Source organism: Pseudomonas sp. Irchel s3f19 (assembly GCF_900187555.1).
GTDB classification, from domain to species: domain Bacteria; phylum Pseudomonadota; class Gammaproteobacteria; order Pseudomonadales; family Pseudomonadaceae; genus Aquipseudomonas; species Aquipseudomonas capeferrum.
In genome coordinates this window covers 25,253-49,598 of the sequence record NZ_FYDW01000018.1, presented here as the reverse complement: position 1 = coordinate 49,598, position 24,346 = coordinate 25,253, and the positions used below count along the sequence as shown (strand labels likewise).

At 62.9% G+C, this 24,346-nt stretch carries 27 protein-coding genes; 11 read left to right on the top strand and 16 right to left on the bottom strand.

Translation table 11 applies throughout. The features are described 5' to 3' along the window. The first annotated feature begins 15 nt into the window (after positions 1-15). Positions 16-303 carry a DUF2782 domain-containing protein gene (locus CKW22_RS25675; protein WP_010951520.1) on the top strand — a complete coding sequence of 96 codons (288 nt, stop codon included), beginning with the start codon at positions 16-18 and terminating at the stop codon, positions 301-303. Positions 304-372: 69 nt separating this feature from the next. Continuing rightward, a complete protein-coding gene (locus CKW22_RS25670; protein WP_033702527.1) occupies positions 373-1,323 on the top strand; it encodes a homoserine kinase in 951 nt (316 codons plus the stop codon). A 51-nt stretch (positions 1,324-1,374) separates the two neighbouring features. Here the strand turns inward: CKW22_RS25670 and CKW22_RS25665 are convergent, their stop codons facing one another. Beyond that, complete coding sequence (locus CKW22_RS25665) at positions 1,375-2,331, bottom strand: zinc ABC transporter substrate-binding protein (RefSeq protein WP_095065497.1); 957 nt, start codon at positions 2,329-2,331, stop codon at positions 1,375-1,377. Between the two features lie 18 nt (positions 2,332-2,349). Between CKW22_RS25665 and zur the strand changes: the two genes are divergently transcribed. The 4 genes from zur to CKW22_RS25645 all read left to right on the top strand — a co-directional run bounded on the left by zur (position 2,350) and on the right by CKW22_RS25645 (position 5,215). Next, on the top strand, positions 2,350-2,835 hold the full coding sequence (gene zur, locus CKW22_RS25660) for a zinc uptake transcriptional repressor Zur (RefSeq protein WP_033702526.1): 486 nt from the start codon (positions 2,350-2,352) through the stop codon (positions 2,833-2,835). Next, positions 2,832-3,605, top strand: coding sequence for a zinc ABC transporter ATP-binding protein ZnuC (gene znuC, locus CKW22_RS25655; protein ID WP_033702525.1), 774 nt, complete (start codon positions 2,832-2,834; stop codon positions 3,603-3,605). Before zur ends, znuC begins: the two co-directional genes overlap by 4 nt. Next, positions 3,598-4,380, top strand: a complete 783-nt coding sequence (znuB, locus tag CKW22_RS25650; RefSeq protein ID WP_033702524.1) for a zinc ABC transporter permease subunit ZnuB — start codon at positions 3,598-3,600, stop codon at positions 4,378-4,380. Before znuC ends, znuB begins: the two co-directional genes overlap by 8 nt. A gap of 127 nt (positions 4,381-4,507) precedes the next feature. Continuing rightward, positions 4,508-5,215, top strand: a complete 708-nt coding sequence (locus CKW22_RS25645; protein ID WP_033702523.1) for a PA5502 family lipoprotein — start codon at positions 4,508-4,510, stop codon at positions 5,213-5,215. A gap of 43 nt (positions 5,216-5,258) precedes the next feature. On the opposite strand, the gene katE is transcribed toward CKW22_RS25645, so the two are convergent. Beyond that, positions 5,259-7,403 carry a catalase HPII gene (gene katE / locus CKW22_RS25640; RefSeq protein WP_095065495.1) on the bottom strand — a complete coding sequence of 715 codons (2,145 nt, stop codon included), beginning with the start codon at positions 7,401-7,403 and terminating at the stop codon, positions 5,259-5,261. A 226-nt stretch (positions 7,404-7,629) separates the two neighbouring features. On the opposite strand from katE, the gene CKW22_RS25635 reads away from it, so the two are divergent. The 3 genes from CKW22_RS25635 to CKW22_RS25625 all read left to right on the top strand — a co-directional run bounded on the left by CKW22_RS25635 (position 7,630) and on the right by CKW22_RS25625 (position 10,143). After that, complete coding sequence (locus tag CKW22_RS25635; RefSeq protein WP_033702521.1) at positions 7,630-8,637, top strand: methionine ABC transporter ATP-binding protein; 1,008 nt, start codon at positions 7,630-7,632, stop codon at positions 8,635-8,637. Next, a complete protein-coding gene (locus CKW22_RS25630) occupies positions 8,637-9,308 on the top strand; it encodes a methionine ABC transporter permease (protein WP_095065493.1) in 672 nt (223 codons plus the stop codon). The genes CKW22_RS25635 and CKW22_RS25630 overlap by 1 nt, the downstream gene beginning before the upstream one ends. Positions 9,309-9,372: 64 nt before the next feature. Next, positions 9,373-10,143: a MetQ/NlpA family ABC transporter substrate-binding protein gene (locus tag CKW22_RS25625; protein WP_033702519.1), complete on the top strand. Its 771-nt coding sequence runs from the start codon at positions 9,373-9,375 to the stop codon at positions 10,141-10,143. A gap of 107 nt (positions 10,144-10,250) precedes the next feature. Here CKW22_RS25625 and CKW22_RS25620 read toward each other — a convergent pair whose 3' ends face one another. The 5 genes from CKW22_RS25620 to CKW22_RS25600 are packed head-to-tail and all read right to left on the bottom strand — an operon-like array spanning position 10,251 to position 14,134. Further along, positions 10,251-10,883 (bottom strand): SCO family protein, encoded by a 633-nt coding sequence (locus CKW22_RS25620; protein WP_033702518.1) that lies wholly within the window; start codon positions 10,881-10,883, stop codon positions 10,251-10,253. Further along, a complete protein-coding gene (gene cyoE / locus CKW22_RS25615) occupies positions 10,880-11,773 on the bottom strand; it encodes a heme o synthase (RefSeq protein ID WP_033702517.1) in 894 nt (297 codons plus the stop codon). Before cyoE ends, CKW22_RS25620 begins: the two co-directional genes overlap by 4 nt. Next, a complete protein-coding gene (locus CKW22_RS25610) occupies positions 11,758-12,831 on the bottom strand; it encodes a heme A synthase (RefSeq protein WP_047583839.1) in 1,074 nt (357 codons plus the stop codon). Before CKW22_RS25610 ends, cyoE begins: the two co-directional genes overlap by 16 nt. A 9-nt stretch (positions 12,832-12,840) precedes the next feature. After that, positions 12,841-13,425 (bottom strand): hypothetical protein, encoded by a 585-nt coding sequence (locus CKW22_RS25605; protein ID WP_047583838.1) that lies wholly within the window; start codon positions 13,423-13,425, stop codon positions 12,841-12,843. After that, entirely contained in the window at positions 13,391-14,134 is a 744-nt protein-coding gene (locus CKW22_RS25600) for an SURF1 family protein (RefSeq protein WP_033702514.1), read from the bottom strand. Before CKW22_RS25600 ends, CKW22_RS25605 begins: the two co-directional genes overlap by 35 nt. Before the next feature lie 51 nt (positions 14,135-14,185). Between CKW22_RS25600 and CKW22_RS25595 the strand changes: the two genes are divergently transcribed. Further along, positions 14,186-14,389, top strand: coding sequence for a twin transmembrane helix small protein (locus tag CKW22_RS25595; protein ID WP_033702513.1), 204 nt, complete (start codon positions 14,186-14,188; stop codon positions 14,387-14,389). 157 nt (positions 14,390-14,546) lie between these two features. Here the strand turns inward: CKW22_RS25595 and CKW22_RS25590 are convergent, their stop codons facing one another. The 4 genes from CKW22_RS25590 to coxB are packed head-to-tail and all read right to left on the bottom strand — an operon-like array spanning position 14,547 to position 18,788. Further along, positions 14,547-15,434: a cytochrome c oxidase subunit 3 gene (locus CKW22_RS25590; RefSeq protein ID WP_033702512.1), complete on the bottom strand. Its 888-nt coding sequence runs from the start codon at positions 15,432-15,434 to the stop codon at positions 14,547-14,549. Between the two features lie 16 nt (positions 15,435-15,450). Continuing rightward, positions 15,451-16,017 (bottom strand): cytochrome c oxidase assembly protein, encoded by a 567-nt coding sequence (locus CKW22_RS25585; RefSeq protein WP_033702511.1) that lies wholly within the window; start codon positions 16,015-16,017, stop codon positions 15,451-15,453. 10 nt (positions 16,018-16,027) lie between these two features. After that, positions 16,028-17,617 (bottom strand): cytochrome c oxidase subunit I, encoded by a 1,590-nt coding sequence (gene ctaD / locus CKW22_RS25580; RefSeq protein ID WP_033702510.1) that lies wholly within the window; start codon positions 17,615-17,617, stop codon positions 16,028-16,030. A 43-nt stretch (positions 17,618-17,660) separates the two neighbouring features. Beyond that, on the bottom strand, positions 17,661-18,788 hold the full coding sequence (coxB, locus tag CKW22_RS25575) for a cytochrome c oxidase subunit II (protein WP_095065491.1): 1,128 nt from the start codon (positions 18,786-18,788) through the stop codon (positions 17,661-17,663). Between the two features lie 368 nt (positions 18,789-19,156). Here coxB and CKW22_RS25570 point away from each other — a divergent pair, with 368 nt between their 5' ends. Next, positions 19,157-19,798, top strand: a complete 642-nt coding sequence (locus CKW22_RS25570; protein ID WP_033702508.1) for a hypothetical protein — start codon at positions 19,157-19,159, stop codon at positions 19,796-19,798. Positions 19,799-19,929: 131 nt separating this feature from the next. Here CKW22_RS25570 and CKW22_RS25565 read toward each other — a convergent pair whose 3' ends face one another. The 5 genes from CKW22_RS25565 to CKW22_RS27645 form a co-directional block, all read right to left on the bottom strand. Continuing rightward, positions 19,930-21,462, bottom strand: a complete 1,533-nt coding sequence (locus tag CKW22_RS25565; protein WP_033702507.1) for a SulP family inorganic anion transporter — start codon at positions 21,460-21,462, stop codon at positions 19,930-19,932. Between the two features lie 190 nt (positions 21,463-21,652). After that, positions 21,653-22,372, bottom strand: coding sequence for a carbonic anhydrase (locus tag CKW22_RS25560; RefSeq protein WP_033702506.1), 720 nt, complete (start codon positions 22,370-22,372; stop codon positions 21,653-21,655). A gap of 318 nt (positions 22,373-22,690) precedes the next feature. After that, on the bottom strand, positions 22,691-22,813 hold the full coding sequence (locus tag CKW22_RS27425; protein ID WP_143500815.1) for a hypothetical protein: 123 nt from the start codon (positions 22,811-22,813) through the stop codon (positions 22,691-22,693). Positions 22,814-22,928: 115 nt separating this feature from the next. Further along, positions 22,929-23,435 carry a hypothetical protein gene (locus tag CKW22_RS25555; protein ID WP_160015260.1) on the bottom strand — a complete coding sequence of 169 codons (507 nt, stop codon included), beginning with the start codon at positions 23,433-23,435 and terminating at the stop codon, positions 22,929-22,931. A 197-nt stretch (positions 23,436-23,632) separates the two neighbouring features. Next, entirely contained in the window at positions 23,633-23,920 is a 288-nt protein-coding gene (locus tag CKW22_RS27645; RefSeq protein ID WP_177447967.1) for a hypothetical protein, read from the bottom strand. Positions 23,921-24,346 lie beyond the last annotated feature (426 nt).

The window sequence follows — 24,346 nt, the reverse complement described above, 5'->3', positions numbered from 1 at the left end:
AGGGACAAGGTTATCATGCGTACACTCAATCGCCTGTTACTGCTCGGTCTGTTGGCAACCATGCCAGTCGTCACCCTGGCGGCGGACGACGCCCCCTCGGCCGATCCCGAGGTGACCATTCGCACGGAAGGCGATAAAACCATCCAGGAATACCGCCAGAACGGCTTCCTGTATGCGATCAAGATCACGCCGAAAAACGGCAAGCCTTATTTTCTGGTACGCGCCGATGGCACTGATGCCAATTTCATTCGTTCCGACCAGCCGGACATGCTGATTCCGTCCTGGAAGATCTTCGAGTGGTAAGCTGACGCGTATCGTTCACATCAACCCGGCACTTCCCGGCGGAAGTGCCCGTATGGGCATTTTTTCATCATGTCAGTCTTCACCCCTGTGACCCGGCCTGAGCTGGAAACCTTTCTGGCGCCGTACCAGCTGGGCCGTCTGCTCGATTTCCAGGGCATCGCCGCCGGCACCGAAAACAGCAACTTCTTCGTCAGCCTGGAACAGGGTGAGTTCGTCCTGACGCTGATCGAACGTGGCCCGAGCGAAGACATGCCGTTCTTCATCGAGCTGCTCGACGTGCTGCACGCCGCCGACATGCCGGTGCCCTACGCCCTGCGTGACCGCGACGGCAATGGCCTGCGCGAACTGTGCGGCAAGCCTGCACTGCTGCAGCCGCGCTTGTCGGGCAAGCACATCAAGGTGCCGAACAACCAGCACTGCGCGCAGGTAGGCGAATTGCTCGCGCACATTCACCTGGCTACCCGTCACCACGTCATCGAGCGCAAGACCGACCGCGGCCTGGACTGGATGCTGGCCTCGGGGGCCGAGCTGATGCCGCGCCTCACGGCCGAACAGGTTGCGCTGCTGCAGCCTGCGCTGGACGAAATCAACGCGCACAAGGCGCAGATCCTGGCCTTGCCACGGGCCAACCTGCACGCCGACCTGTTCCGCGACAACGTGATGTTCGAAGGTACCCACCTGAGCGGGGTGATCGACTTCTACAACGCCTGTTCGGGCCCAATGCTGTATGACATCGCCATCACCGTGAACGACTGGTGCATCGATGAGCAGGGCGCGCTCGATGTGCCACGGGCCCAGGCGCTGCTGGCGGCCTATGCGGCGCTGCGGCCGTTCACCGCAGCCGAGGCCGAATTGTGGCCGGAAATGTTGCGGGTCGGCTGCGTGCGCTTCTGGCTGTCGCGCCTGATCGCGGCGGAGTCGTTTGCCGGGATGGATGTGATGATCCATGACCCGAGCGAGTTCGAGGTGCGCCTGGCGCAGCGCCAGCAAGTGGCGTTGCACCTGCCGTTCGCGCTCTAGAACCTCGCCGGCTTCTTCGCGGGGCAAGCCCGCGAAGAAGCCGCTACAGGGTTACAACTGCTCCAGGCACCCGGCCAGATCACCCCCCAGCTTCTCCAGCAAGCGCTCATAGCCCTTGCCGTCCACTGGGTCGGTGCCGCCCAGGGCATCCAGCTCGGCCAGGCGCACCGGCAGCCCGGCGGTCAACGTCTCGGCCAAGCGCGGGCGCAGCGGCGGTTCGCTGAACACACAGGTCTTGCCCACTTCCTGCAGGCGTTTGCGCATGGCCGCCACATGCTGGGCGCCCGGCTGCACCTCCGAAGCCACGCTGAATACCCCGGCGTGCTTCAGGCCATAGGCGGCCTCGAAGTAGTCAAAGGCTTCGTGGAACACGAAGTACGGCTTGTCGGCGATGCCGGCCACACGTGCCTTGATGCGCCCATCCAGAGCATCCAGGCGCTCGACGAATGCCTTCAGGTTGCTTTGATAGCGCGTGGCATTGGCCGGGTCGACCTCGGCCAGGTCCGCCGCCATCTTCGCCGCGATCACCCGGGCATTGACCGACGACAACCACAGATGCGCATCCAGGCTACCGGGGCGGTGGTCGTGATCATGGTCGTCCTGGTCGGTTTCTTCATGCGAGTGGCTGTCTTCGCCAAAATGGCGCAGCTGCATGCCGGTCAGCGACTGAACCGCGATGGTGGCCTTGTCTCGGCCTTTGAGCACCCTGGGCAGGAAGTTCTCCATGTCCGGGCCGATCCAGTACAGCAGGTCGGCGTCCGCGACGCGCCGTACGTCGGAGGGGCGCAGGGCGTAATGGTGCGGCGAGGCGCCAGGCGGCAGCAGCACATCCGGGCTGCCGACCCCGTCCTGAACGGCGGCGGCGATCTGCTGCAGCGGTTTGATGCTGGTCAGCACACGCACGTCGGCCTGGGCTGAAAATGCGATGAAAGCGACAAAAAGGGCTAGGAATCGGGACACGGTGAATACTCGGCTCGCCAGAAACAGGTAACATAATAACGTCTCCATCCAGAACCGTCGCTGCCCATGTCCATCACGCCGCTGGCCAACCGCCCCCACGATCACTCCCATTGCGTACACAGCGCACTGGCCGAAGCCGATGCCTTGTGCACCCGCCAAGGGTTGCGCCTGACCGCGCTGCGCCGCCGTGTGCTGGAGCTGGTATGGCAAAGCCACAAACCGCTGGGCGCCTACGACATTCTTGCCGTGCTCAGCGAGCAGGATGGCCGCCGCGCCGCACCGCCAACCGTGTACCGCGCTCTGGACTTCCTACTCGACAACGGCCTGGTGCACCGCATCGCCTCACTCAATGCGTTCATTGGCTGCAGCCACCCCGAGCACGTGCACCAGGGCCAGTTCCTGATCTGCCGCGCCTGCCATGTGGCCATCGAGCTGGAGCAGGCCAGCATCAGCGACGCCATCATCAACAGCGCCAAGGGCGTCGGCTTCAGCGTCGAAACCCAGACCGTGGAAGTGGTAGGCCTGTGCGGCAGCTGCCGGAGCGCGGCATGAGCGACGCGCTGATCCGCCTGGAGCAGGTCGGTGTGACCTTCGCCGGCGAAGCGGTGCTCGACAGCATCGACTTGTCGGTGGCGCCGGGCCAGATCGTCACCCTGATCGGCCCCAACGGGGCAGGCAAGACTACCCTGGTACGCGCCGTGCTGGGGCTGCTCAAGCCGCACCGGGGCAAGGTATGGCGTAAACCGCGCCTGCGCATCGGCTACATGCCGCAAAAAATCCAGGTCGACGCCACGCTGCCGCTGTCGGTGCTGCGTTTCTTGCGCCTGGTGCCTGGCGTCGACCGGGCAGCGGCGCTGTCGGCATTGCAGGAAGTGGGCGCCGAGCACGTTATCGACAACCCGATCCAGACCGTTTCCGGCGGCGAAATGCAGCGCGTGCTGCTGGCCCGGGCCCTGCTGCGCGAGCCGCAACTGCTGGTGCTCGACGAACCGGTACAAGGCGTCGATGTGGTCGGCCAGACCGAGCTGTACAACCTCATCACCCGCCTGCGCGACCGCCACGGCTGCGGCGTGCTGATGGTCTCCCACGACCTGCACCTGGTCATGAGCACCACCGATCAGGTGGTCTGCCTCAACCGCCACGTGTGCTGTTCCGGCCACCCGGAGCAAGTCAGCGGCGACCCGGCCTTCGTCGAGCTGTTCGGCCAGAACGCGAAAAGCCTGGCCATCTATCACCACCATCACGACCACAGCCACGACCTGCATGGCTCGGTGGTCGCCCCTGGCACCCATGTTCACGGAGAGCACTGCAAGCATGGCTGATTTTCTTCTCTACGCCCTGCTTGCCGGTCTGTCCCTGGCGCTGGTGGCCGGCCCACTAGGGTCTTTCGTGGTGTGGCGGCGCATGGCCTATTTTGGCGACACCCTGTCCCACGCCGCCTTGCTCGGCGTCGCCCTGGGTTTCGCCCTGGACGTCAGCCCAGCCCTGGCAGTGACCGTGGGCTGCCTGCTGCTGGCGATCCTGCTGGTGACTTTGCAGCAACGCCAACCGCTGGCCTCCGACACCCTGCTCGGCATCCTTGCCCCCAGCACGCTTTCCTTGGGCCTGGTGGTGCTGAGCTTCATGCACGACGTGCGCATCGACCTGATGGCCTATCTGTTCGGCGACCTGCTGGCCATCAGCACCACGGACCTTGCCTGGATCCTCGGTGGCAGCGCACTGGTGCTGCTGTTGCTCGCCGCACTGTGGCGGCCCTTGCTGGCGGTGACCGTGCACGAGGAACTGGCCATGGTCGAGGGCCTGCCCGTGGCGGGCCTGCGCCTGGCATTGATGCTGTTGATTGCGGTGGTGATTGCCGTGGCGATGAAGATCGTCGGCGTGCTGCTGATCACCTCGTTGCTGATCATCCCGGCCGCTGCGGCGCAGCGCCACGCCCGCTCGCCCGAACAGATGGCCCTGGGTGCCAGCCTACTGGGGGTGACCGCGGTTTGTGGCGGCCTGGCCATGTCCTGGTTCAAGGACACCCCAGCCGGCCCTTCGATCGTGGTCTGCGCGGCAGTGCTATTCTTGCTGAGCCTGGCCTTGCCGAAACGCTGAAAGCCAGGGCGCCCGAAGGCGCGCCCTGCAACCTTTTCACGGGTAAAGGGTCTGTAAGACTTGTTTTCGAGCGTGCGCACCTGGGTGTAGACTTGCTCGCTTTTTGCGCAAATAGAGAGTCGCAGGAATGAAGCCGTTCGCCTCCCGTTATCTGCTTGTAGCCGCGTTTTCCCTGTTCCTGGCTGCCTGTTCCAGCGCACCGGTCGAACAGGCCGATGCACCTGCTCAAGCCGATGCCTGGCAGCAGTTGCAACAAAACATTGCCAGCAATGAGCTGGCCACCGCCGAAGACCAGCTGGCTGCATTGCAGGCACAGTCGCCGGTAGACCCGCGCCTGGAGCAATACCAGCGGCAGTTGGCCGAGGCGTATCTGCAGCGTAGCCAGATCGTCCTGCAGAAGGGCGATGTCAACGCTGCGGCCACCGCCCTGGCCCGCGCCCGCGCCCTGATGCCGCAAGCCCCGGCAGTAACCGGTGGTGATGCCGTCAGCCAGGCGCGCAAAGCCGAGCTGGAGAAAGCCGAGGCGGCGTTGAAAGCTGCCGAGGCCAAGCCCCAGGCGCGGGTCATCGACCCGACTGCGCCAAGTACGGTGATTGCGCTGAAGACTACGGACATGGCTGCCATGCGCCGTCAGCTCGATGAGATTGCCAAGGACGTGGTCAATTACCAGTGCGAGGTGGTGTTTCAGGTACCACGCACCGAGGACGCACCTTGGCTGAAGACCCTGCTGGAAAAGCGCGTTCACAAGCTCGACAGCAGCTTTGCGCTGAAGCAGAAGCATGAAATCCAGCGCAAATTGCCGGCGCAGGTGGTACTGGTCCCGCACCAGCGCTGAATGCTTCGCGGGGCAAGTCGGATTGCCCCGCGAAGCGGCCCTGTCAGGCTGGTACTGCTTCAGCAGCCGCCTCCCGCGCCCACACCCGATGCCCTTCAACCGCTTTCACAAAGGCATCCACGGTCTTCTGGTCATCCCCCAGCAGCAGGCCCTTGTCTTCCTTGAGCCCCAAGCTATCCAGCAACGCCTTGCCTTCCTTGGCCAGCGCGATCGCCTTCAGATGCTTGTAACCCTCTAGCAGGAAGTGCTTGGCCAGCCCACTGGCACCCAACGCATCCAACGACGCCTTGCCAGCCGGCACCACAATGCCGTCGAACATGATCGATGGCATGCCCTCCATCGACGCATCCACCGGCAGTGGCTTGCCTTGGGCGGTTTTAACCGGCGCCGACGTAGGCCCGAGCACCATGATGCGAGCACTGTGCGCTTCCAGCGCCTTGACCTGTTGATCGACGCTGGCACCGTCCACGCCGTCAGCCACCAGCACGGCAATCTTGCGGCCCTTGATGCCTACATCGCCGGGGTGGTTCATCTGGCTCAAGGCGGGCGATTTTGCGAGCTTGCTGCCTTTGACCTGAACCGTGCCGGCCTTGGGCGCAGGCAGGCCGAGGTTTGCCGCCACGGCCGCAGCCAGTTTCAGGTCGATGTTGGCCAGAATCTCATTTACCTCACGCACCCGGATATGCTCACGCTCAACCTTGCCCAGCTCGAAGCTGTAGGCCTTGATGATGTGCTGCTGCTCATTCGGGCTCATGCTCTGGAAGAACAACCGCGCCTGCGAGAAGTGATCACCGAACGACTCGCTGCGTTGGCGTATCTTCACCGCATCGATACGCTCCTGGTAGCTCTCGAAGCCGCCATCCTGGGCTGCGGCAGGGGTTTCTTTCGGCCAGCCGCCATCGATCGAGTTCGGCTCGTACGAGGCGCGGCCCTTGTGGATAGTCTGCCGGTGCAGCGCGTCACGTTGGTTGTTATGGTTCGGCGCAACCGGGCGGTTGATCGGGATTTCATGGAAGTTAGGCCCGCCCAGGCGGCTCAGCTGGGTGTCGGTATAGGAGAACAACCGGCCCTGCAGCAGGGGGTCGTTGGAGAAGTCGATTCCAGGCACGATATGCCCAGGGCAGAAGGCAACCTGCTCCACTTCGGCAAAGAAGTTGTCGGGGTTGCGGTTGAGCACCATCTTGCCCAGCGGCGTGACCGGCACCAGTTCTTCGGGGATGATCTTGGTGGGGTCGAGCAGGTCGAATTCGAACTTATGCTCGTCGGCTTCGGGCACGATCTGCACGCCCAACTCCCACTCTGGGTAGTCACCCATCTCAATCGCTTCGCTCAGGTCGCGGCGGTGGAAGTCGGTGTCCTTACCCGCCAGTTTCTGCGCCTCATCCCACAATACCGAGTGAACCCCTTGGCGTGGTTTCCAATGGAACTTGACGAAGCTGGCCACCCCTTCGGCATTGATCAGGCGGAAGGTGTGGATGCCAAAGCCTTCCATCATCCGCAGGCTGCGGGGGATGGCACGGTCGGACATGGCCCACATGACCATGTGCGCAGACTCCGGCACCAGCGAAACGAAGTCCCAGAACGTATCGTGGGCCGAGCCGCCCGTAGGCATCTCGTTGTGTGGCTCGGGTTTGACCGCATGCACGAAGTCGGGGAACTTGATCGCGTCCTGGATGAAGAACACCGGCATGTTGTTGCCAACCAAGTCGAAATTGCCCTCATCGGTGTAGAACTTCACCGCGAAGCCACGTACATCTCGCACGGTGTCGCCCGAGCCGCGTGGGCCCTGCACGGTTGAAAAACGCACGAATACCGGGGTGATCTTCTCTGGGTCCTGCAGGAAACCGGCCTTGGTCAGGGCAGCATGGTTGCCGTAGCTCTGGAAGTAGCCATGGGCACCGGTGCCGCGTGCGTGGACAATCCGCTCCGGGATGCGCTCATGGTCGAAGTGGGTGATCTTCTCGCGCATGATGAAGTCTTCGAGCAGCGAAGGCCCGCGGTCACCGGCCTTGAGCGTGTTCTGGTTGTCGGCGATGCGCACGCCTTGGTTGGTCCGCAAAGCCTGGCCCGTCGCATCGCTGCGCACAGCCTCGAGGCTCTGCAGTTTGGCATTGGTATTGGCCTTGTCGGGCGTCTGGGTACCGGCGGCCTGGCTCTCTTTGGGCGCGTCCGTTTTCTTGCTGGGCATGGTCGGCTTTCCTCATCAGTCTTCAGGCTTGCCCGTGTGGGCTTGTTCTAGTAGTGACTGGAGCCCGATTGGCTACGTTCAATAAGCTTTACCGGTTGTCGCGTTATGCCCGCTGGGTTGGTGCATGACGAAATAAATGCTAAGAACAGCTATGGGAAAAGGCTAAAATGCGCGACCCCAGCTAACCGCTGACCCAAAATTCCATGCGCCCCACAAGGTTCGCTACGTGATCGAGTTCCAACATGTCCATAAGACCTACCGCGTCGCCGGTAGGGAAATCCCCGCCCTCAACCCGACCAGCCTGACCATCGAAGACGGCCAGGTGTTCGGCCTGATCGGCCATTCCGGCGCCGGCAAAAGCACCATGCTGCGCCTGATCAACCGCCTCGAAGAGCCCTCGGGCGGCACGATCATCGTCGATGGCGAGGACGTCACCGCGTTCAACGCCAACCAACTGCGCGGCTTCCGCCAGCAGGTCGGGATGATTTTCCAGCACTTCAACTTGCTGGCATCCAAGACCGTGGCCGACAACGTCGCCCTGCCGCTGACCCTGGCCGGCGGGCTGTCGCGCAGCGAGATCGACAAGCGCGTCACCGAGCTGCTGGCCCGCGTCGGGCTTTCCGACCACGCCAAGAAGTACCCGGCGCAGCTGTCCGGCGGCCAGAAGCAGCGCGTGGGCATCGCCCGTGCCCTGTCCACCAACCCGAAGATACTGCTGTGCGACGAGGCCACCAGCGCCCTCGACCCGCAGACCACCGCGTCGGTGCTGCAACTGCTGGCCGAGATCAACCGTGAGCTGAAGCTGACCATCGTCCTGATCACCCACGAAATGGACGTGATCCGCCGGGTCTGCGACCGCGTGGCGGTCATGGACGCCGGGCAGATCGTCGAGCAGGGCTCGGTGGCCGATGTGTTCCTGCACCCGCAGCACCCGACCACCAAGCGTTTCGTCCAGGAGGACGAACAGGTCGATGAAGGCGAACAGCGCGACGACTTCGCCCACGTACCGGGGCGCATCGTGCGCCTGACCTTCCAGGGCGAGGCCACCTACGCACCGCTGCTGGGCACCGTGGCCCGCGAGACCGGCGTCGACTACAGCATCCTGGCCGGGCGTATCGACCGCATCAAGGATGTCCCCTATGGGCAGCTGACCCTGGCCGTCACCGGCGGCGACATGGAAGCGGCGTTCGACCGCTTCAAGGCAGCTGACGTACATATGGAGGTACTGCGTTGATGGACGCCCTGAATTTCTTCGCCAACGTCGACTGGGCCGAAATCTGGCTGGCCACCGTCGACACCATGGTCATGCTGTTCGGCTCGTTGTTCTTCACCGTGCTGCTGGGCCTGCCGCTGGGCGTGCTGCTGTTCCTTTGCGGCCCACGCCAGATGTTCGAACAGAAAGGCGTGTACGCGCTGCTGTCGCTGGTGGTCAACATCCTGCGCTCGCTGCCGTTCATCATCCTGCTGATCGTGATGATCCCGTTCACCGTGCTGATCACCGGCACCTCGCTGGGCGTCGCCGGGGCCATTCCGCCGCTGGTGGTAGGGGCCACGCCGTTCTTCGCGCGCCTGGTCGAAACCGCCCTGCGCGAGGTCGACCGCGGCATCATCGAGGCCACCCAGGCGATGGGCGCGACGACGCGCCAGATCATCACCAGTGCCTTGCTGCCGGAAGCCCGCCCGGGCATCTTCGCAGCCATCACTGTCACCGCCATCACCCTGGTTTCGTACACCGCGATGGCCGGTGTGGTGGGCGCGGGCGGCCTGGGCGACCTGGCCATCCGCTTCGGCTACCAGCGCTTCCAGACCGATGTCATGGTCGTGACCGTGGTGCTGCTGCTGGTGCTGGTTCAAGTCCTGCAAAGTGTGGGCGACAAACTGGTCGTGCATTTTTCCCGTAAGTAACCCCAATGGGGTCGGCCTGGCCGACCCGTTCGGGGGCCGTCGCGGCCCTCACAAGGAGTGATTCATGAAGAAGCTGCTTGCTGTCGCTGCCGCTGTCGCGGCCTTTTCGGCCCACGCCGATACCCTGACCGTTGCCGCCACCCCGGTGCCGCACGCCGAGATCCTCGAGTTCGTCAAACCACAACTGGCTAAAGAAGGCGTGGACCTGAAGGTCAAGGTATTCACCGACTACATCCAGCCGAACGTGCAGGTCGCCGAAAAGCGCCTGGACGCCAACTTCTTCCAGCACCAGCCGTACCTGGATGAGTTCAACAAGGCCAAGGGCACCGCCCTGGTCAGCGTTGCCGGCGTGCACATCGAGCCGCTGGGCGTGTACTCGTCCAAGTACAAGAAGCTCGCCGAGCTGCCTTCGGGCGCCACCGTGGTCATTCCCAACGACGCCACCAACGGCGGCCGTGCTTTGCTGCTGCTGGCCAAGGCCGGCGTGATCACGCTCAAGGACAACAGCAATATCCTGTCGACCGTGAAGGACGTTGCCGAGAACCCGAAGAACATCAAGTTCCGTGAGCTGGAAGCGGCCACCATCCCGCGCGTGCTGACCCAGGTCGATGCTGCCCTGATCAACACCAATTACGCGCTGGAAGCCAAGCTGAACCCTGCGAAGGACGCGCTGGCCATTGAAGGCAGCGACTCGCCTTATGTGAACATCCTGGTTGCCCGCCCGGACAACAAAGACTCGGATGACATGAAGAAACTGGCGGCTGCACTGCACTCGCCAGAGGTGAAGCAGTTCATCAACGAGAAGTACAAGGGCGCTGTAGTACCTGCTTTCTGATCCGAAATCCATGGGGCCGCTTCTACAAGGGATCGCATTCCCCTGTAGGAGCGGCCTTGCCGGGGCGCCGGACCGGTCGGAAAGGCCTGCGCAGCAGGCCCAAAATCTCAATCCCGCTTCACCAGCCCGGGCAACTGCGCCACCAGCTTCTGGTTGTTGAACGGCGCACGAATGAACCCGCGCTGACGCCCATCCGGCCCCACAATCGCCAGGTTGCCGCTGTGATCCACGGTATACCCAGGCTTGCTGGTATCCGCCGGAATGAACGGAATGCTCAAGGCATTGGCCAGTTTCTGGGTGTCTTCGATCGACCCCGCCACCCCGACAAAATCCTTGTCGAAGTAACCCAGGTACTGCTTGAGCTGGTTCGGCGTGTCGCGGTTCGGGTCCACGCTCACCAGCACCACCTGCAAGCGGTCCACGGCCTCCTTGGGCAGTTCGCTCTTCACCTGACGCAACTGGGCCAACGTGGTTGGGCAGATGTCCGGGCAGTAGGTGTAGCCGAAGAACAGCAACGACCACTTGCCCTTCAGATCATCCAGCGCCACGGGCTGGCCGTCCTGGTTGGTCATGGTCACGTTCGCCACCGTACGGCTCTGCGGCAAGAGGATGATGCCGGCATCGATCAGCTCCGTCGGGTTGGGCTGGTCGCGGCCATTGAGCACCTTGTTGACGGTCAGGCCCAGGATCAACGCGACCAGGGCGACGAGGATGAAGACGGTTTTCTGGGTTCGGGTCATAGATTCAGCAACAGGTAGTGGTCAAGGAGCAACGCGACGAACAGCGCGAACAGGTAGCCGATAGAGTACTTGAAGGTGCCGATTGCCGCGTGCGGGCGGCTGCCACGGTACAACACCCAGGCCCAATGCAGGAAGCGCAGGCCCAGGGCCAGGGCACAGGCCAGGTACAACGGGCCGCTCATGTGGATGGCATAGGGCAGCAGGGTGACGGCCAACAGTATCAGGGTGTAGAGCAGGATGTGCAGCTTGGTGTAGCGCTCGCCGTGGGTCACCGGCAGCATCGGGATATCGGCCTTGGCGTATTCCTCCTTGCGGTGGATGGCCAGGGCCCAGAAGTGCGGTGGGGTCCAGGCGAAGATGATCAGCACCAGCAACAAAGGCTCGGCGCTGACATGGCCGCTGACCGCCACCCAGCCAAGCAGCGGCGGCGCCGCGCCGGCCAGGCCACCAATCACGATGTTCTGTGGTGTTGCACGCTTCAGAAAGCCGGTGTAGAGCACCGCATAGCCCAGCAGCGAAGCCAGGGTCAGCCAGGCGGTGAGGGCGTTGGTGAACACCAGCAACAGCGCCATGCCCAGCAACGCCAGGGCCAAGGCAAAGGCCAGCGCCGGCAGCGGCGCGACCCGGCCTGCAGCCAATGGCCTTTTGTGGGTGCGCGCCATCAAGGCGTCGATACGCCGGTCCACCACATGGTTGACCACCGCAGCGCCACCCGCGCACAAGCCAATGCCCAGGTTGCCGAACAGCAGCACGCTCCAGGCAACGCCTGCGCGGCTGGCGAGGAACATCCCTGCAAGGGAAGTGATCAGCATCAGCACCACCACCTTGGGCTTGGTCAGCTCCAGATAGTCGCGCCAGCCTGCCCGTTGTGCGCCTAGAAGCGTCGCCACGAATCGTTCCTCATTGGGTGCGAGATATCCACGCCCACCACCGGCGTCAGGCGCCAGCCGTGGCCGACGCGCACTTTGTCGACCACGCGGATGCGGTAGTTCACCAGCACCATGCTCAGTAACAGCATGGCCCCGCCGGCGTTATGGGCCACTGCCACGCCAAGCGGCAGGTGGAACAGCACGTTGCTGATGCCTAGCCCGACCTGTACCGCCAGGGCCAACAGCACCAGCCGCGCCAGGCCAGCGAGGCCACAGCGGTAAAGCTTGAAGCTCAGCATCAGCAGCACGGCACTGACCAGCAACGCACCCAACCGGTGGCTGATGTGGATGGCCGTGCGCGCATCGCTGTCCAGTTGCCCGCCTAGGTAGTTGGGGCCGACGTGCTGGGTCAGGTGGAAGCCGTTGCTGAAGTCCGCCGCCGGCCACCACTGGCCATGGCAAGTGGGCAAGTCGATACAGGCGACCGCCGCATAATTGGCGCTGACCCAACCGCCCAGGGCGATCTGGCCGACCACCACCAGCAGCGCCAGAGCCGCAATGCGGCGTAGGCTCAGCGGTAGCTTAGGCAGCGGCGCAAAGGCCCGGGACAGCCGCAGGCACAGCAGAAACAGCAGGCTCAAGGTGGTGAACCCACCCAGCAGATGCGCGGTGACGACTTGCGGCCAGAGTTTCAGCGTCACTGTCCACATGCCAAACGCCGCCTGGGCCAGCACCACCGCCAGCAAGAGCACGGGCAAGCGGTAGGGCTGGCCATCACGCGCATGGCGGCGTACGGCCTGCAAGGCCAGCCAGGCGATCACCAGCGCCAGGGTGCCGGCGAAGTAGCGATGGACCATTTCGGCCCAGCCCTTGGCGGCCTCCACCGGGTGTTCGGGGAAGTGCACTTCGGCGTGGGCCAGCTGAGCGTCGGTCTTGGGCACACTGATAAACCCATAACAGCCTGGCCAATCAGGGCAGCCCAGGCCGGCATGGGTCAGGCGGGTATAGGCACCGAGCAACACGACCAGCAGTGCCAGCAGGGTGGCGAACACAGCGAGGCGCAATCCGGGTCTGGCCATGGCAGGCTCCTAGCCGATGTTGGAGAGCTTGAGCAGGTGGCGCAGGTCGTCCAGCACGTGCTTACCGTTGGCCTTGCTGTCGTAACGCAGCACCAGGTTGCCGTGGGGGTCGACGATCCACAGTTGCGGGCCAGGCTCGCCTACCTGCTGCAGGTAGCGCGGAGCATCCAGTGGGTAGCGTTGCAACTGCGGGTACTCGCGACCAAGCAGTGCCTGGTAGTCGGCGGTCAGCGGTTGGGCGGTTGCCAGCGCATGGCTTGCGCGGCTGGCATCGCGGCCCAGGCCGACCTGGATTTGCCGGGCCAGATACACCAGGCGCTGGCAGTCCTCGGTACAGGCTTCGGGCGCACTGACCAGCAACTGCCAACGCTCGTCCTGGCCTGCCACGCCGATATCCGTGCGGCTTTCACCATTGCCGATCATCGCGCCGTGATAGCTGCGGCCTTCCGGCACCCAGAACTTGAGCTTGTACATGCTGGTGGCCAGGATCATCGGGCCGAGCACAACCAGCAGTATCAGGACCAGCTGCAAACGCCCGCGGGCTCTGGGCTTGCGGCGATCAGGCACTTCCAGTGGGCTGGTGGTGGCGACCATGGTGGTTCTCCTTCTTGTTGTTGTGCCAGCCAAAGTAGAGGTAAAGCAGCACCAGCGCGGCGGCCAGGGCAAACCACTGCACGGCGTAGCCCAGGTGCTTTTCCGGGCCCATCGCGACCACTGGCCAGTCCAGGCGATAGGCGGCCGGGCCGGGTTGCATCCGCAGTTCATGGGCGAAGCCTTCACGGCTCAGCTGCTGCCACAGCTGCGCGGCATCGATGGCGGTCAGCAGGTGCGGCCATTGGCCCCCGGCCGGGTCGGGGTGCAGTTGGAAGGTGCTGCCGGGCGCCACATAGACCGAAGCATCCAGCGCCAACGCCTGCGCCGGGGTCTCGAAGTGCACCGGCACGCGGCGGTCCGGCCAGGCTAACCAGCCACGATTGACCAGCAGCCACAGCCCGCTGGGCTGGTCATGGAAGGGCTGCAGCAGCTCGACACCGGCCTGGCCGTCGCGCATGCGGTTGTCCAGCAGCAGGCTGTGTTCGGCATCGAAACGGCCGTACAGGTGCACGCGGCGAAAAGCGCTATCGTCGCGTTGCTGCAGTTGGGCAGTAGAGAGGGGCGCATCAATGCTGCGCTCGGCATAGGTCGCCAGCAGCGCGCGCTTTTGCTCGGCGCGGCCCAGTTGCCAGCAGCCAAGCGCGATCAAGCCCGGCAGCAGCGCGAGCACCACCAGGGTCGGTAGCCAACCTGGGCGAAACGGCCTCACGGGCGCCTCGCTATACTTATCCACATCACTGCATCCCCCCGGAGAAGCGCCATGCTCAAGGCCGCAATTGTCCTGATGCTGTTGGCCACGGTTGCCAGCCTGTTCAGTGGGCTGGTGTTTCTGGTCAAGGACGATGAAAACTCGACGCGCTTACTGAAAGCGCTGACCGTACGTGTGACCCTGGCCGCCTTGACCATCGGGCTGGTGGCTTACGGCTTGATCAGTGGCCAGCTGGTCTCTCACGCGCCCTTCTGAATCACCCCACACTCGCTTTTTGTAGGAGCGGCCTTGCGTCGCGAAAGGGGCGCGAAGCGGCCCCAGGTTTTATGTGGTGACATAAATCGCCGGGGCCGCTTCGCTGCCCTTTCGCGACGCAAGGCCGCTCCTACACAAAGCAGTTGCAGGCCAGGTTTCAAAGCACGTACACAAAGATGAACAGCCCGACCCACACCACATCGACGAAGTGCCAGTACCAGCTGGCCGCTTCGAAGCCGAAGTGCTTGTCGGCATTGAAATGCCCGCGCAGGATGCGCACGAACATGACGATCAGAATGATCGTGCCCAAGGTCACGTGGGCACCATGGAAGCCGGTGAGCATGAAGAAGGTCGCGCCGTAGATCCCCGACCCCAGCGTCAGCCCCAGCTCGGTATAGGCCTCGTGGTACTCGAAGGCCTGCAGTGCGATGAAGCTCAGGCCCAGCACGATGGTCAGCGCCATCCACAGCTTCAGCGGCCCACGGTGGTCACGCCGCAGGGCGTGGTGAGCAATCGTGATGGTCACGCTCGAACTGACCAGCAAAATGGTGTTGATCAGCGGCAGGTGCCAAGGGTCGATGACTTCCTTGGGCGGCGGGAACAGTTTCGGGTCCGGGGTATGCAACAGCGGCCAGGTGAATTCGAACGTCGGCCACAGCATGTGCGCGACGCCCTTGGCACCTTCGCCACCGAGCCAAGGCCCGGCCAGCACCCGCACGTAGAACAGCGCACCGAAGAAGGCCAGGAAGAACATCACTTCCGAGAAGATGAACCAGCTCATGCCCCAGCGGAACGAGCGGTCCAGCTGCGCGCTGTAGAGCCCGGCGCGGCTCTCTTTCACCACCGCGCCAAACCAGCCGAACAGCATGTAGGCCAGGAACAACGCACCGACGAAGAAGATCAGCGGCCCATGCGAGTCGGGGTGCCCGGCCTTCATGTCGTTGAACCAGGTACCCAGGCCGAACACCGTGATGAACATGCCGATGGTGGCGATGATCGGCCACTTGCTCTGCGCCGGAACGTAATAGTGCTCATGACTTGCCATTGCTGTTCTCCTTCCCTTAACGGGCGCCCTGGACGTCCTGGGCCGCAACATGCGCGACCGGCGGGTGGCGAGCGGTGATGTCGAACAAGGTGTAGGCCAGTGTCAGGTGCTTCACGTTGGCCGGCAGGTCGCGGTCAACGATGAAGCGCACCGGCATCTCGATACGTTCGCCGGGCTGCAGCACCTGCTGGGTAAAGCAGAAGCACTCGGTCTTGTGGAAATACGCCGCGGCCTCGGCCGGGGTGATGCTGGGTATCGCCTGGGCGCTCATGGGCCGGTCGGTCGGGTTGCGCGCCACGAAGATCATCTGGTTGACCGCACCGGGGTTCACGTCGATCTGGTCGGCCGTGGAGTAGAAGTCCCAGACCATGTCACTGGCGTTGGTCGACATGAACTGCACCCGCACCGAGCGCGAGGGGTCGCTGACCTGGCTGCCCTCGTACTGGCCGCCAGTCTTGCCATTGATGCCGAAGGCCTTGCACATCACGTCATAGATCGGCACCAGGGCGAAACCGAAGGCGAACATCACCACCGTCAGCATCAGCAGGCGCAAGACCAGGCGTTTGAGCGACAGGCCGTTCATGGGCGCTCCTCTACTTCACGTCCGGTGGGGTCTGGAAGGTGTGGTAAGGCGCAGGCGAGGGGACCGACCACTCCAGGCCTTCGGCGCCATCCCAGGGTTTTGCCGGCGCTGGAGCACCGCCACGGATGCACTTGATGACGATGAACAGGAAGAAGATCTGCGTGGCGCCGAACATGAAGGCGCCGATCGAGGAGACCATGTTGAAATCGGCGAACTGCAGGTTGTAGTCCGGAATGCGCCGCGGCATGCCCGCCAGGCCGACGAAGTGCATGGGGAAGAAGGCCATGTTCATGCCGATGAACGACAGCCAGAAGTGCAGCTTGCCGAGGGTTTCGTCATACATGTGCCCGGTCCATTTCGGCAGCCAGTAGTAGGCCGAGGCGAAGATGCCGAAGATCGCCCCGGGCACCAGCACGTAGTGGAAGTGCGCGACCACGAAGTAAGTGTCGTGGTACTGGAAGTCCGCGGGCGCGATGGCCAGCATCAACCCCGAGAAACCGCCGATGGTGAACAGGATGACGAAGGCGATGGCGAACAGCATCGGCGTTTCGAAGGTCAGCGACCCTTCCCACATGGTGCTGACCCAGTTGAACACCTTCACCCCGGTGGGCACGGCGATGAGCATGGTGGCATACATGAAGAACAGCTCGCCCACCACCGGGATACCGACCACGAACATGTGGTGCGCCCAGACGATGAACGACAGGAAGGCGATCGCCCCGGTGGCATACACCATCGAGGTGTAGCCAAACAGCGGCTTGCGCGAGAACGCCGGGATGATCGAGCTGACCGCGCCGAACGCCGGCAGGATCATGATGTACACCTCGGGGTGGCCGAAGAACCAGAACACATGCTGGAACAGCACCGGGTCGCCACCGCCGGCGGCGCTGAAGAAGCTGGTGCCGAAGTGGATGTCCATCAGCATCATGGTCACCACGCCGGCCAGTACCGGCATCACCGCAATCAGCAGGAACGCGGTGATCAGCCAGGTCCAGACGAACAGCGGCATTTTCATCAAGGTCATGCCCGGCGCACGCAGGTTGAGGATGGTGGCGATCACGTTGATCGCGCCCATGATCGAACTGATGCCCATCAGGTGGATGGCAAAGATGAAGAAGGTCACGCTGGCCGGGGCATAGGTGGTCGACAGCGGGGCGTAGAACGTCCAGCCGAAGTTGGGCCCGCCGCCGGGGCTGAACAGGGTCGAGACCAGCAGCAGGAAGGCCGCCGGCAGCAACCAGAAGCTGAAGTTGTTCATCCGTGGCAGGGCCATGTCTGGCGCGCCGATCATCAGCGGGATCATCCAGTTGGCCAGGCCGACGAACGCCGGCATCACGGCGCCGAACACCATGATCAGCCCATGCATGGTGGTCATCTGGTTGAAGAACGCAGGCTCGACGATCTGCAGCCCGGGCTGGAACAGCTCGGCGCGGATCACCATGGCGAACGAGCCACCGAGCAGGAACATGATGAAGGCGAACCACAGGTACATCGTGCCGATGTCTTTGTGGTTGGTGGTCAGCACCCAGCGCATCAGGCCCTTGGCCGGGCCGTGGGCGTGCTCATGGCCGTGGCCGTGGTCGTCGATCACTGCACTCATGTCCTGTCTCCTGCAATCCATTGATTGCCGCGAGTAACCCGGTTCATTGCGCTTCTGCCTGCTTGAGCGCCAGCACATCCTTCGGCGTGACCATGTCGCCCTTGTTATTGCCCCAGGCGTTGCGCTCGTAGGTGACCACGGCGGCGATATCCACTTCCGAGAGCTGCTTGCCGAACGCGGCCATGGCCGTGCCGGGCTTGCCGTGGAAGACGATGCCGAGGTGGTCTTCCTTCGGACCGGTAGCGATTTTCGAGCCCTTGAGTGCAGGGAACATCGGCGGCAGGCCCTGGCCTTCGGCCTGGTGACAGGCCACGCAGGTGGTGTGGTAGACCTTGTCGCCACGCTCGACCAGCTCTTCGAGGGTCCACTCCTTGCTGGTCAGCTCCTTGAGCTTGGCGGCCTCGGCCTGGCGCTCGCCGAGCCAGGTGTCGTAGTCGGCCTTGGACTTGACCTCGACCACCACCGGCATGAAGCCGTGGTCCTTGCCACACAGCTCGGTGCACTGGCCGCGGTAGATGCCGGGCTTCTCGATACGCGTCCAGGCCTCGTTGACGAAGCCGGGGATGGCATCACGCTTGACCGCGAAGGCCGGCACCCACCAGGAATGGATCACGTCGGCGGCGGTCACCAGAAAGCGCACTTTCGCACCCACCGGCAGCACCAGCGGCTGGTCGACTTCGAGCAGGTAGTGCTCGTCCTTGGGGGCCTTGTTATGGATCTGGTCGGCGGGGGTGGCCAGGTTGCTGAAAAACTCCACGTCCTGGCCCAGGTATTTGTAGTGCCACTTCCACTGGTAGCCGGTGACCTGTATGTCGATGTCCGATTCACTGGCGTCGTAGATGTCGATCAGGGTCTTGGTGGCGGGGATGGCCATGACCACCAGAATCAGGAACGGCACCACGGTCCACATGATTTCGACCCAGGTGTGCTCGTGAAAATGCGCAGCTTGCTGGCCGGTTGAACGGCGGTGCACGACCATGGACCAGAACATCGCGCCAAACACCACGATGCCGATGATCACGCAGATCCAGAAAATGGTCATGTGCAGGTCGAAGACGGCGTTGGAGACTTCCGTCGCCCCTGGCGCCATGTTCACGGTCCAGGCGGCGTTGGCCTGACCGAAAACTGTCCACAACAGGAGGCCCATCCAGACAGGTGGATGTCGCATCATTGCGGGTTCCCCTTCTAATTCTTGTTGTCCCGGAGGCGTGGCCTGCGGCAAGAGGGAACGGCGGTCAAGACTGCCTGGCTTCGACGACCGAGCCCCTGCAAAAGCAGTCGGGCCTCATCAACGAATCACGTTCAACGGGAGTATAGACAGCGACCAATGGCACGCAATGACACCAGTGAAATGAACTTCATGAATTTGCCGAATGCCTTGAAAGCCGCGTGCTTGATAGGATGTGGCCCAATAATGGCATTCCGATATGCCACAGCGTGCACACGTTTGCGCGGGTTATAACAAATGCGTCTTAGGTATTCTGTATACCGAGCTAATTTAGTGTCTTCCGTTTGAAACGTAATGTCCCTGGAGTTGTCATGAACATCGCTGCTGTACGCGAGCAGATTAGCCAAGCCCATCAACACGAGCGCCAGACCAACCAACTGAAAGCGCGCCTCGAGCAACAACTGCCGCATTTGCACCCTTCGATCCACCTGCCTGAGCAGGACGCCCAGGGTACTTTGGCGCGTTTCGTCAGCGCCTACATCGACCAGGTGCCAGAGCTGCTGGAGGCTGCCCACGAGGTGGCCCGCGAAGCAGGCATCGAATCGCAGATCAAGCCGGTGCTGAAAATTGCCGAAGCTTATTTCATGCAGCCGCCCAGCGTGATGCAAGGGCACGTGGGCCTGGACTGCCTGCTGGATGAAGCGTACCTGGCGCATCGCCTGGTGGAAGAGGTCAACGACCTGTATATCCAGCACTTCAAGCAGCCGCTGATTCCGTTCGATACCACCATGGCCAACCTGATTGCCCATCAGCTGATCGGCGAGACGTTCGCCAACCAGCTCGATGAAGTGGTGCACCATTCGGTTGACGAAATGCTCAATGAAGCGAGCTTTGCCAAGGAATCGGTAGAGGCCTATCGCGATACCTTGTGCAGCGCCGAGACGGGCGCTGCCTGGAAACGTTGGCCATGCCTGTCGCGCCAGCTGGGTGTGGAGCTGGGCCAGCCGGCCTGAATCCAGCATTGATGCAGTCTGATCTGGCCTCTTCGCGGGGCAAGCCCGCTCCCACAAGGTGGATTGCTACCCACTGTGGGAGCGGGCTTGCCCCGCGAAGAGGCCCGCTCAGGCAACACAACAGCTGAATACTAAGCGCCCACCCCCGCCGTCGTCCGCAAGCGCCCCTCGATGCGCCGCTTCAACCGCCGCTGCTCGATCAGCAACCGCGAGCCATTGGCTGCATTGCTGCGGCTCCAGTCCTCAAGCAGTTCCAGGCACGAGTGGTCGATGTAGCTGAGGTTGCCCAACGGCACATGCAAGGTGGTCCCCGCCGGCACCGTATCCAGCACCTGGGTCAATGCCGGCACCTTGAGGAAGGTTGCTGCGCCACTCAGGCGCAATTCCATGTGCCCAGGCTTGGCCAGGCTCACCAGGTTGATCTTCAGCCGCGCCGCCTTGAACGCCAGCTTCAGCAGGGTCAAGGCAAAGCCCAGCAGCACGCCGGTCAGCAGGTCGGTAAAAATGATCGCCAAGGCGGTCGCTGCATAGGTGAACATCGGCATCCGGCCGTACCTGCCCAACCCACGAAACGCCTTGAAGTCCACCAGCTTGACGCCGGTAAATACCAACACGCCCGCCAGGCTGGCCACCGGGATCTGCTGCAGCACGCTGCTCAACACCACGACGAACGCCAACAGCCACAGGCCGTGGAAGATCGCCGAGGCACGGGTTTGTGCGCCGGCCTGGACATTCGCCGAACTGCGCACGATCACCCCGGTCATCGGCAAGGCGCCCAGCACACCGCAGAGCATGTTGCCGATGCCCTGGGCCGACAGCTCACGGTCGAAGTCCGAGCGCTGGCCGCTGTGCATGCGGTCAACCGCGGCAGCCGACAGCAAGGTCTCGGCACTGGCGATGAAGGCCAGGGCGAATGCAGCTACCAGCAGGGTAGGGTCGGCCAGTTTCATCAGGTCATCCAGGCGGATCCAGTCGATGGCCTCGGAAAGGTCTGCCGGTACCTGCACCCGATTCACCGGCAGGGCCAGCCACATGCTGATGGCCGTCATTGCCGCCACGCCCAGCAAGGCACCGGGGATAAAGCGCAGCTTCTGTGGCCGCAAGCGCTCCCAGCCCCACATCACCGCAATGGTGCCCAGGCCAAGCGCACCGGCTTGCCAGCCCGCGCCTGCGCTTTCCATCGGCAGGGCAGCCGCCAGCGTCGAAGGAAACGCCAATAGGTTCTGCAGGCCCGAAGGCTGCGGCGATGTGTCGAACATCACATGCACCTGTGACAACACGATCAGCACGCCGATACCCGCCAGCATGCCGTACACCACTGCCGGTGCAGTGACGCGGAACCAGCAGCCCAGGCGAAAGCGCCCGGCCAACAACTGCAGCAGCCCGGCCAGCAGCAGGATCGGCCCGAGCATGGCCACGCCGTGCTGGCGCACCAGCTCGAACACCAGCACCGCCAGGCCCGCGGCCGGGCCACTGACCTGCAGCGGCGAACCCGCCAGAAAGCCCACCACCAGCCCGCCGATGATGCCGGTGATCAGGCCTTTGGCGGGCGGCATGCCCGATGCGATGGCGATGCCCATGCACAAGGGCAGGGCAACCAGAAATACCACCACCGACGCTAACAACTCTCGCGGCAAGGCCGCTTTCAACTGTGTAATGTTCACCCTGTTTCTCCATTTTCTGTTGCACGGCCATTCCTCTGGCCGTGGGCACGTTGGCCCCTGAAAGGCGCGCAGGCGCGGGCCGCCAGCGAGCATGCCGGCAGGGCAGTCAGGGATTTCAAGGCAGCCGAAGGCCGCGCCACACCCCAGAGGGTGCAGCCGGCTATCAAGGTTTTGACGGTGTCAGGGTCGCTTAGTAGCGGCCTCTCGGAGTAGCGCAGGGCACCGGCTCGCCCGCCGCCAGGGGCAGGAAGCTGTCGCTGGCAGCATCATAGGCTTCGATCTTGCTGGTCTCGATGTCGTAGACCCAACCGTGGATGTACAGCTCACCGGCCGCCAGGCGCGAGGCAACCGATGGGTGCGTGCGCAGGTGATGCAGCTGGGCGATGACGTTTTCCTTGGTCAGCACCTGCATGGTCTCGTGCTCGCTGCCGCAAGAGCAGTTGTTCTCGACCACGGTGCGTGCCACTTCAGCGTGGCGCAGCCAGGCGGAAACGGTCGGCATCTTGGTCAGCGATTGCGGGTTGAGTACCGCACGCATCGCGCCGCAGTCGGAGTGGCCGCAGACAATGATGTGGTGCACGCCCAAAGCCAGTACGGCGTATTCGATGGCGCTGGAAACGCCGCCGTTCATCTGGCCATACGGGGGCACTACGTTACCGACGTTACGGGTCACGAACAGGTCGCCGGGCGAGCTTTGGGTAATCAGCTCGGGGACGATACGCGAGTCGGCGCAGGTGATGAACATCGCGCGTGGCGTTTGCGCGGTGGCGAGCTTCTTGAACAGCTCTTGCTGCTCGGGGAAGACGTCATGATGAAAGCGCAGGAAGCCGTCGACGATGTGCTTCAGAGCGGCATCGGCGCCCTCGGCGGGTACATCCGGAGCGACCTTGGATGGGTCCTTGACGGGCATGATTCATCCTCTTGGCGGTGTGTAGGTAAGTCCATTTTACCGGTGAAAGATTCTGGCTATGCAGGGATTTAGATGACACGCACAGGCCACAAATCACAGTCTTCGTTGACTGATTGCCTACGCTAACGGGGAAAACTTAACTGAAACTTAATTCGGAGGCTCTAGAACAGGCGTTCCAGATAGATAAGGCGGGGTCTGAATAATAGCAAAAAAACATCAGTTGCCTAGTACCATTACTGTAATTATTCACTTGGATTAGTGGTACTAGGGTTAGCTGAAGGAGCAGCCTTGTGCTGCCCCTACAACGGCCCGACCGAGCTACTGGATTACAACGGCGTTTTTCGCCACCAGCCAAGGTTCGACCACTTCGCCCAATTGCCCTTGCGGCACGGCCCAGAAATAACGGCCATCAAACGACAAGCGGCTGTAATCGGAGAGCATCAGCACCTCGTCGCTGCCTACACCGTAAAACGCATTGCATCGCTCATTTCATATCCCTATGGATCATCCCGCCGCCAGGACAGGACGAACACTCCGAGACATTCTCGAACCCGTATCAGGCACCCGGTTTGTTTAGGGTCACGATCAGATCGTGCACACCATCACCGGCGCTTCGGGTGTAGCGTTCGAAGAATGCTTCGCCCATGTTCAAGAGTGGGGACCCTCGCAGCGACTGCCCTGCAGCACGGATCGCCAAAGCACCAAAGCTCTCGCCCATGGCGGCAACACTCTTGGTGCGGTCAGCGGGATTGTCGTAAGGCTTCTGGTACCAGGTCGAAATCTGATACTCGACGTTCTGCGCCTCCAGTGCCTCATTGAGGTGTTTGGCCAGGGCGAAGAGCGATTCCTTGATCAGGGTGGGGTCTATTCCCTCAGCCTTCATCACCGCTTCTACGGGTAGGGCAGCAGCGCCAATCAAGTCCTCATGGGTATAACCCTTCATCGGCGGGAACACGCCTTCGGGAAGTTTCATGCCCGGGGTGTAGGGCTGGTACTGGCCTTGATTGTCTTGCATGGAAAGCTCCTTGGCTTGAAGTTCAGAAGAGGCGGCAGGCAGGAGCATGCAGGCTCCCAGCACGAGGGGTACGAGCGCGCCAAGGCGCAGCCGCGGCCAGAGGCGGCAGGGGCGGCGCGATGCCTTGTCGGTAACGGCAGTGCCCATACCGAGAGGGGGTAGGTTCAATCTTTCTCTCCTTGCATCCGCCTCGCGGCGGGTCCCTGTATCGTTTCGAGATGCGGCTACTGTGACCAGCGAATCCATCATTTGCTCCCCATCACCAGCCCCCGGGGCACATAGCCTGACGTGGGCGCAGGTTGCTGTGTGACCGGCTGGTGCACGATTTCCGCCTTCACCGCCGGCGCAGTTTCGACCGCAACCACGGAGGCATTTACCGGCGCGTCGGAGAATACCGCACTCTGCGCTACCTGCTGCGTGGCAAAACGTGCGTCCAGCCAATCGGCCCAGTAGGCGGCGCGGCGCATGATCTGTTGGCGGCGTGCATTGATGGCGGGAGTGCGCGAGTGGTAATTCGCTACTCGCGTCCACAAGTCGCCGCGGTCATTGCGTCCTGTGCATGTGGGGCAAGCTGAAGGGGGCGGGTGTGGTCGATAACTGCAGCGACCCGGTCAATGACTACTTCAGCATCGTCAAGAAGAGGAAGGGCAAGATCAACTGAGCCAGACCTCGGACGCCCGCCAGTCCTTCCTCGACCAATGCGAGGCCGCTGACCCGGGACGACCGGGTGTCCAAGTTTGAACGGCGGGTGGAACCGGGTTCGAAAACTTCCATGGCAACCCGCCCGGCGAGGGAATTGTCGATGCGTGACTGCACCGCCCGCCCCATCCCCGACATGAGGTTGGCGCCCATTTGCAGGGCTATGCGACCTGCGGTGCCTGCCCTGCTGGAGGTTGAGTTGCCAGCCCCTTCGGCATTACCACCTTTGGCACCCGTGCCACCCTGCGAACCCGAACTGC

Coding starts and splice junctions, on each gene's coding strand:
- CKW22_RS25675 (WP_010951520.1), top strand. CDS start 16: ATGCGTACACTCAATCGCCTGTTACTGCTCGGTCTGTTGGCAACCATG.
- CKW22_RS25670 (WP_033702527.1), top strand. CDS start 373: ATGTCAGTCTTCACCCCTGTGACCCGGCCTGAGCTGGAAACCTTTCTG.
- CKW22_RS25665 (WP_095065497.1), bottom strand. CDS start 2,331: ATGGAGACGTTATTATGTTACCTGTTTCTGGCGAGCCGAGTATTCACC.
- zur (WP_033702526.1), top strand. CDS start 2,350: ATGTCCATCACGCCGCTGGCCAACCGCCCCCACGATCACTCCCATTGC.
- znuC (WP_033702525.1), top strand. CDS start 2,832: ATGAGCGACGCGCTGATCCGCCTGGAGCAGGTCGGTGTGACCTTCGCC.
- znuB (WP_033702524.1), top strand. CDS start 3,598: ATGGCTGATTTTCTTCTCTACGCCCTGCTTGCCGGTCTGTCCCTGGCG.
- CKW22_RS25645 (WP_033702523.1), top strand. CDS start 4,508: ATGAAGCCGTTCGCCTCCCGTTATCTGCTTGTAGCCGCGTTTTCCCTG.
- katE (WP_095065495.1), bottom strand. CDS start 7,403: ATGCCCAGCAAGAAAACGGACGCGCCCAAAGAGAGCCAGGCCGCCGGT.
- CKW22_RS25630 (WP_095065493.1), top strand. CDS start 8,637: ATGGACGCCCTGAATTTCTTCGCCAACGTCGACTGGGCCGAAATCTGG.
- CKW22_RS25625 (WP_033702519.1), top strand. CDS start 9,373: ATGAAGAAGCTGCTTGCTGTCGCTGCCGCTGTCGCGGCCTTTTCGGCC.
- CKW22_RS25620 (WP_033702518.1), bottom strand. CDS start 10,883: ATGACCCGAACCCAGAAAACCGTCTTCATCCTCGTCGCCCTGGTCGCG.
- CKW22_RS25610 (WP_047583839.1), bottom strand. CDS start 12,831: ATGGCCAGACCCGGATTGCGCCTCGCTGTGTTCGCCACCCTGCTGGCA.
- CKW22_RS25605 (WP_047583838.1), bottom strand. CDS start 13,425: ATGGTCGCCACCACCAGCCCACTGGAAGTGCCTGATCGCCGCAAGCCC.
- CKW22_RS25595 (WP_033702513.1), top strand. CDS start 14,186: ATGCTCAAGGCCGCAATTGTCCTGATGCTGTTGGCCACGGTTGCCAGC.
- CKW22_RS25590 (WP_033702512.1), bottom strand. CDS start 15,434: ATGGCAAGTCATGAGCACTATTACGTTCCGGCGCAGAGCAAGTGGCCG.
- CKW22_RS25585 (WP_033702511.1), bottom strand. CDS start 16,017: ATGAACGGCCTGTCGCTCAAACGCCTGGTCTTGCGCCTGCTGATGCTG.
- ctaD (WP_033702510.1), bottom strand. CDS start 17,617: ATGAGTGCAGTGATCGACGACCACGGCCACGGCCATGAGCACGCCCAC.
- coxB (WP_095065491.1), bottom strand. CDS start 18,788: ATGATGCGACATCCACCTGTCTGGATGGGCCTCCTGTTGTGGACAGTT.
- CKW22_RS25570 (WP_033702508.1), top strand. CDS start 19,157: ATGAACATCGCTGCTGTACGCGAGCAGATTAGCCAAGCCCATCAACAC.
- CKW22_RS25560 (WP_033702506.1), bottom strand. CDS start 22,372: ATGCCCGTCAAGGACCCATCCAAGGTCGCTCCGGATGTACCCGCCGAG.
- CKW22_RS27425 (WP_143500815.1), bottom strand. CDS start 22,813: ATGCTCTCCGATTACAGCCGCTTGTCGTTTGATGGCCGTTATTTCTGG.
- CKW22_RS25555 (WP_160015260.1), bottom strand. CDS start 23,435: ATGCTCCTGCCTGCCGCCTCTTCTGAACTTCAAGCCAAGGAGCTTTCC.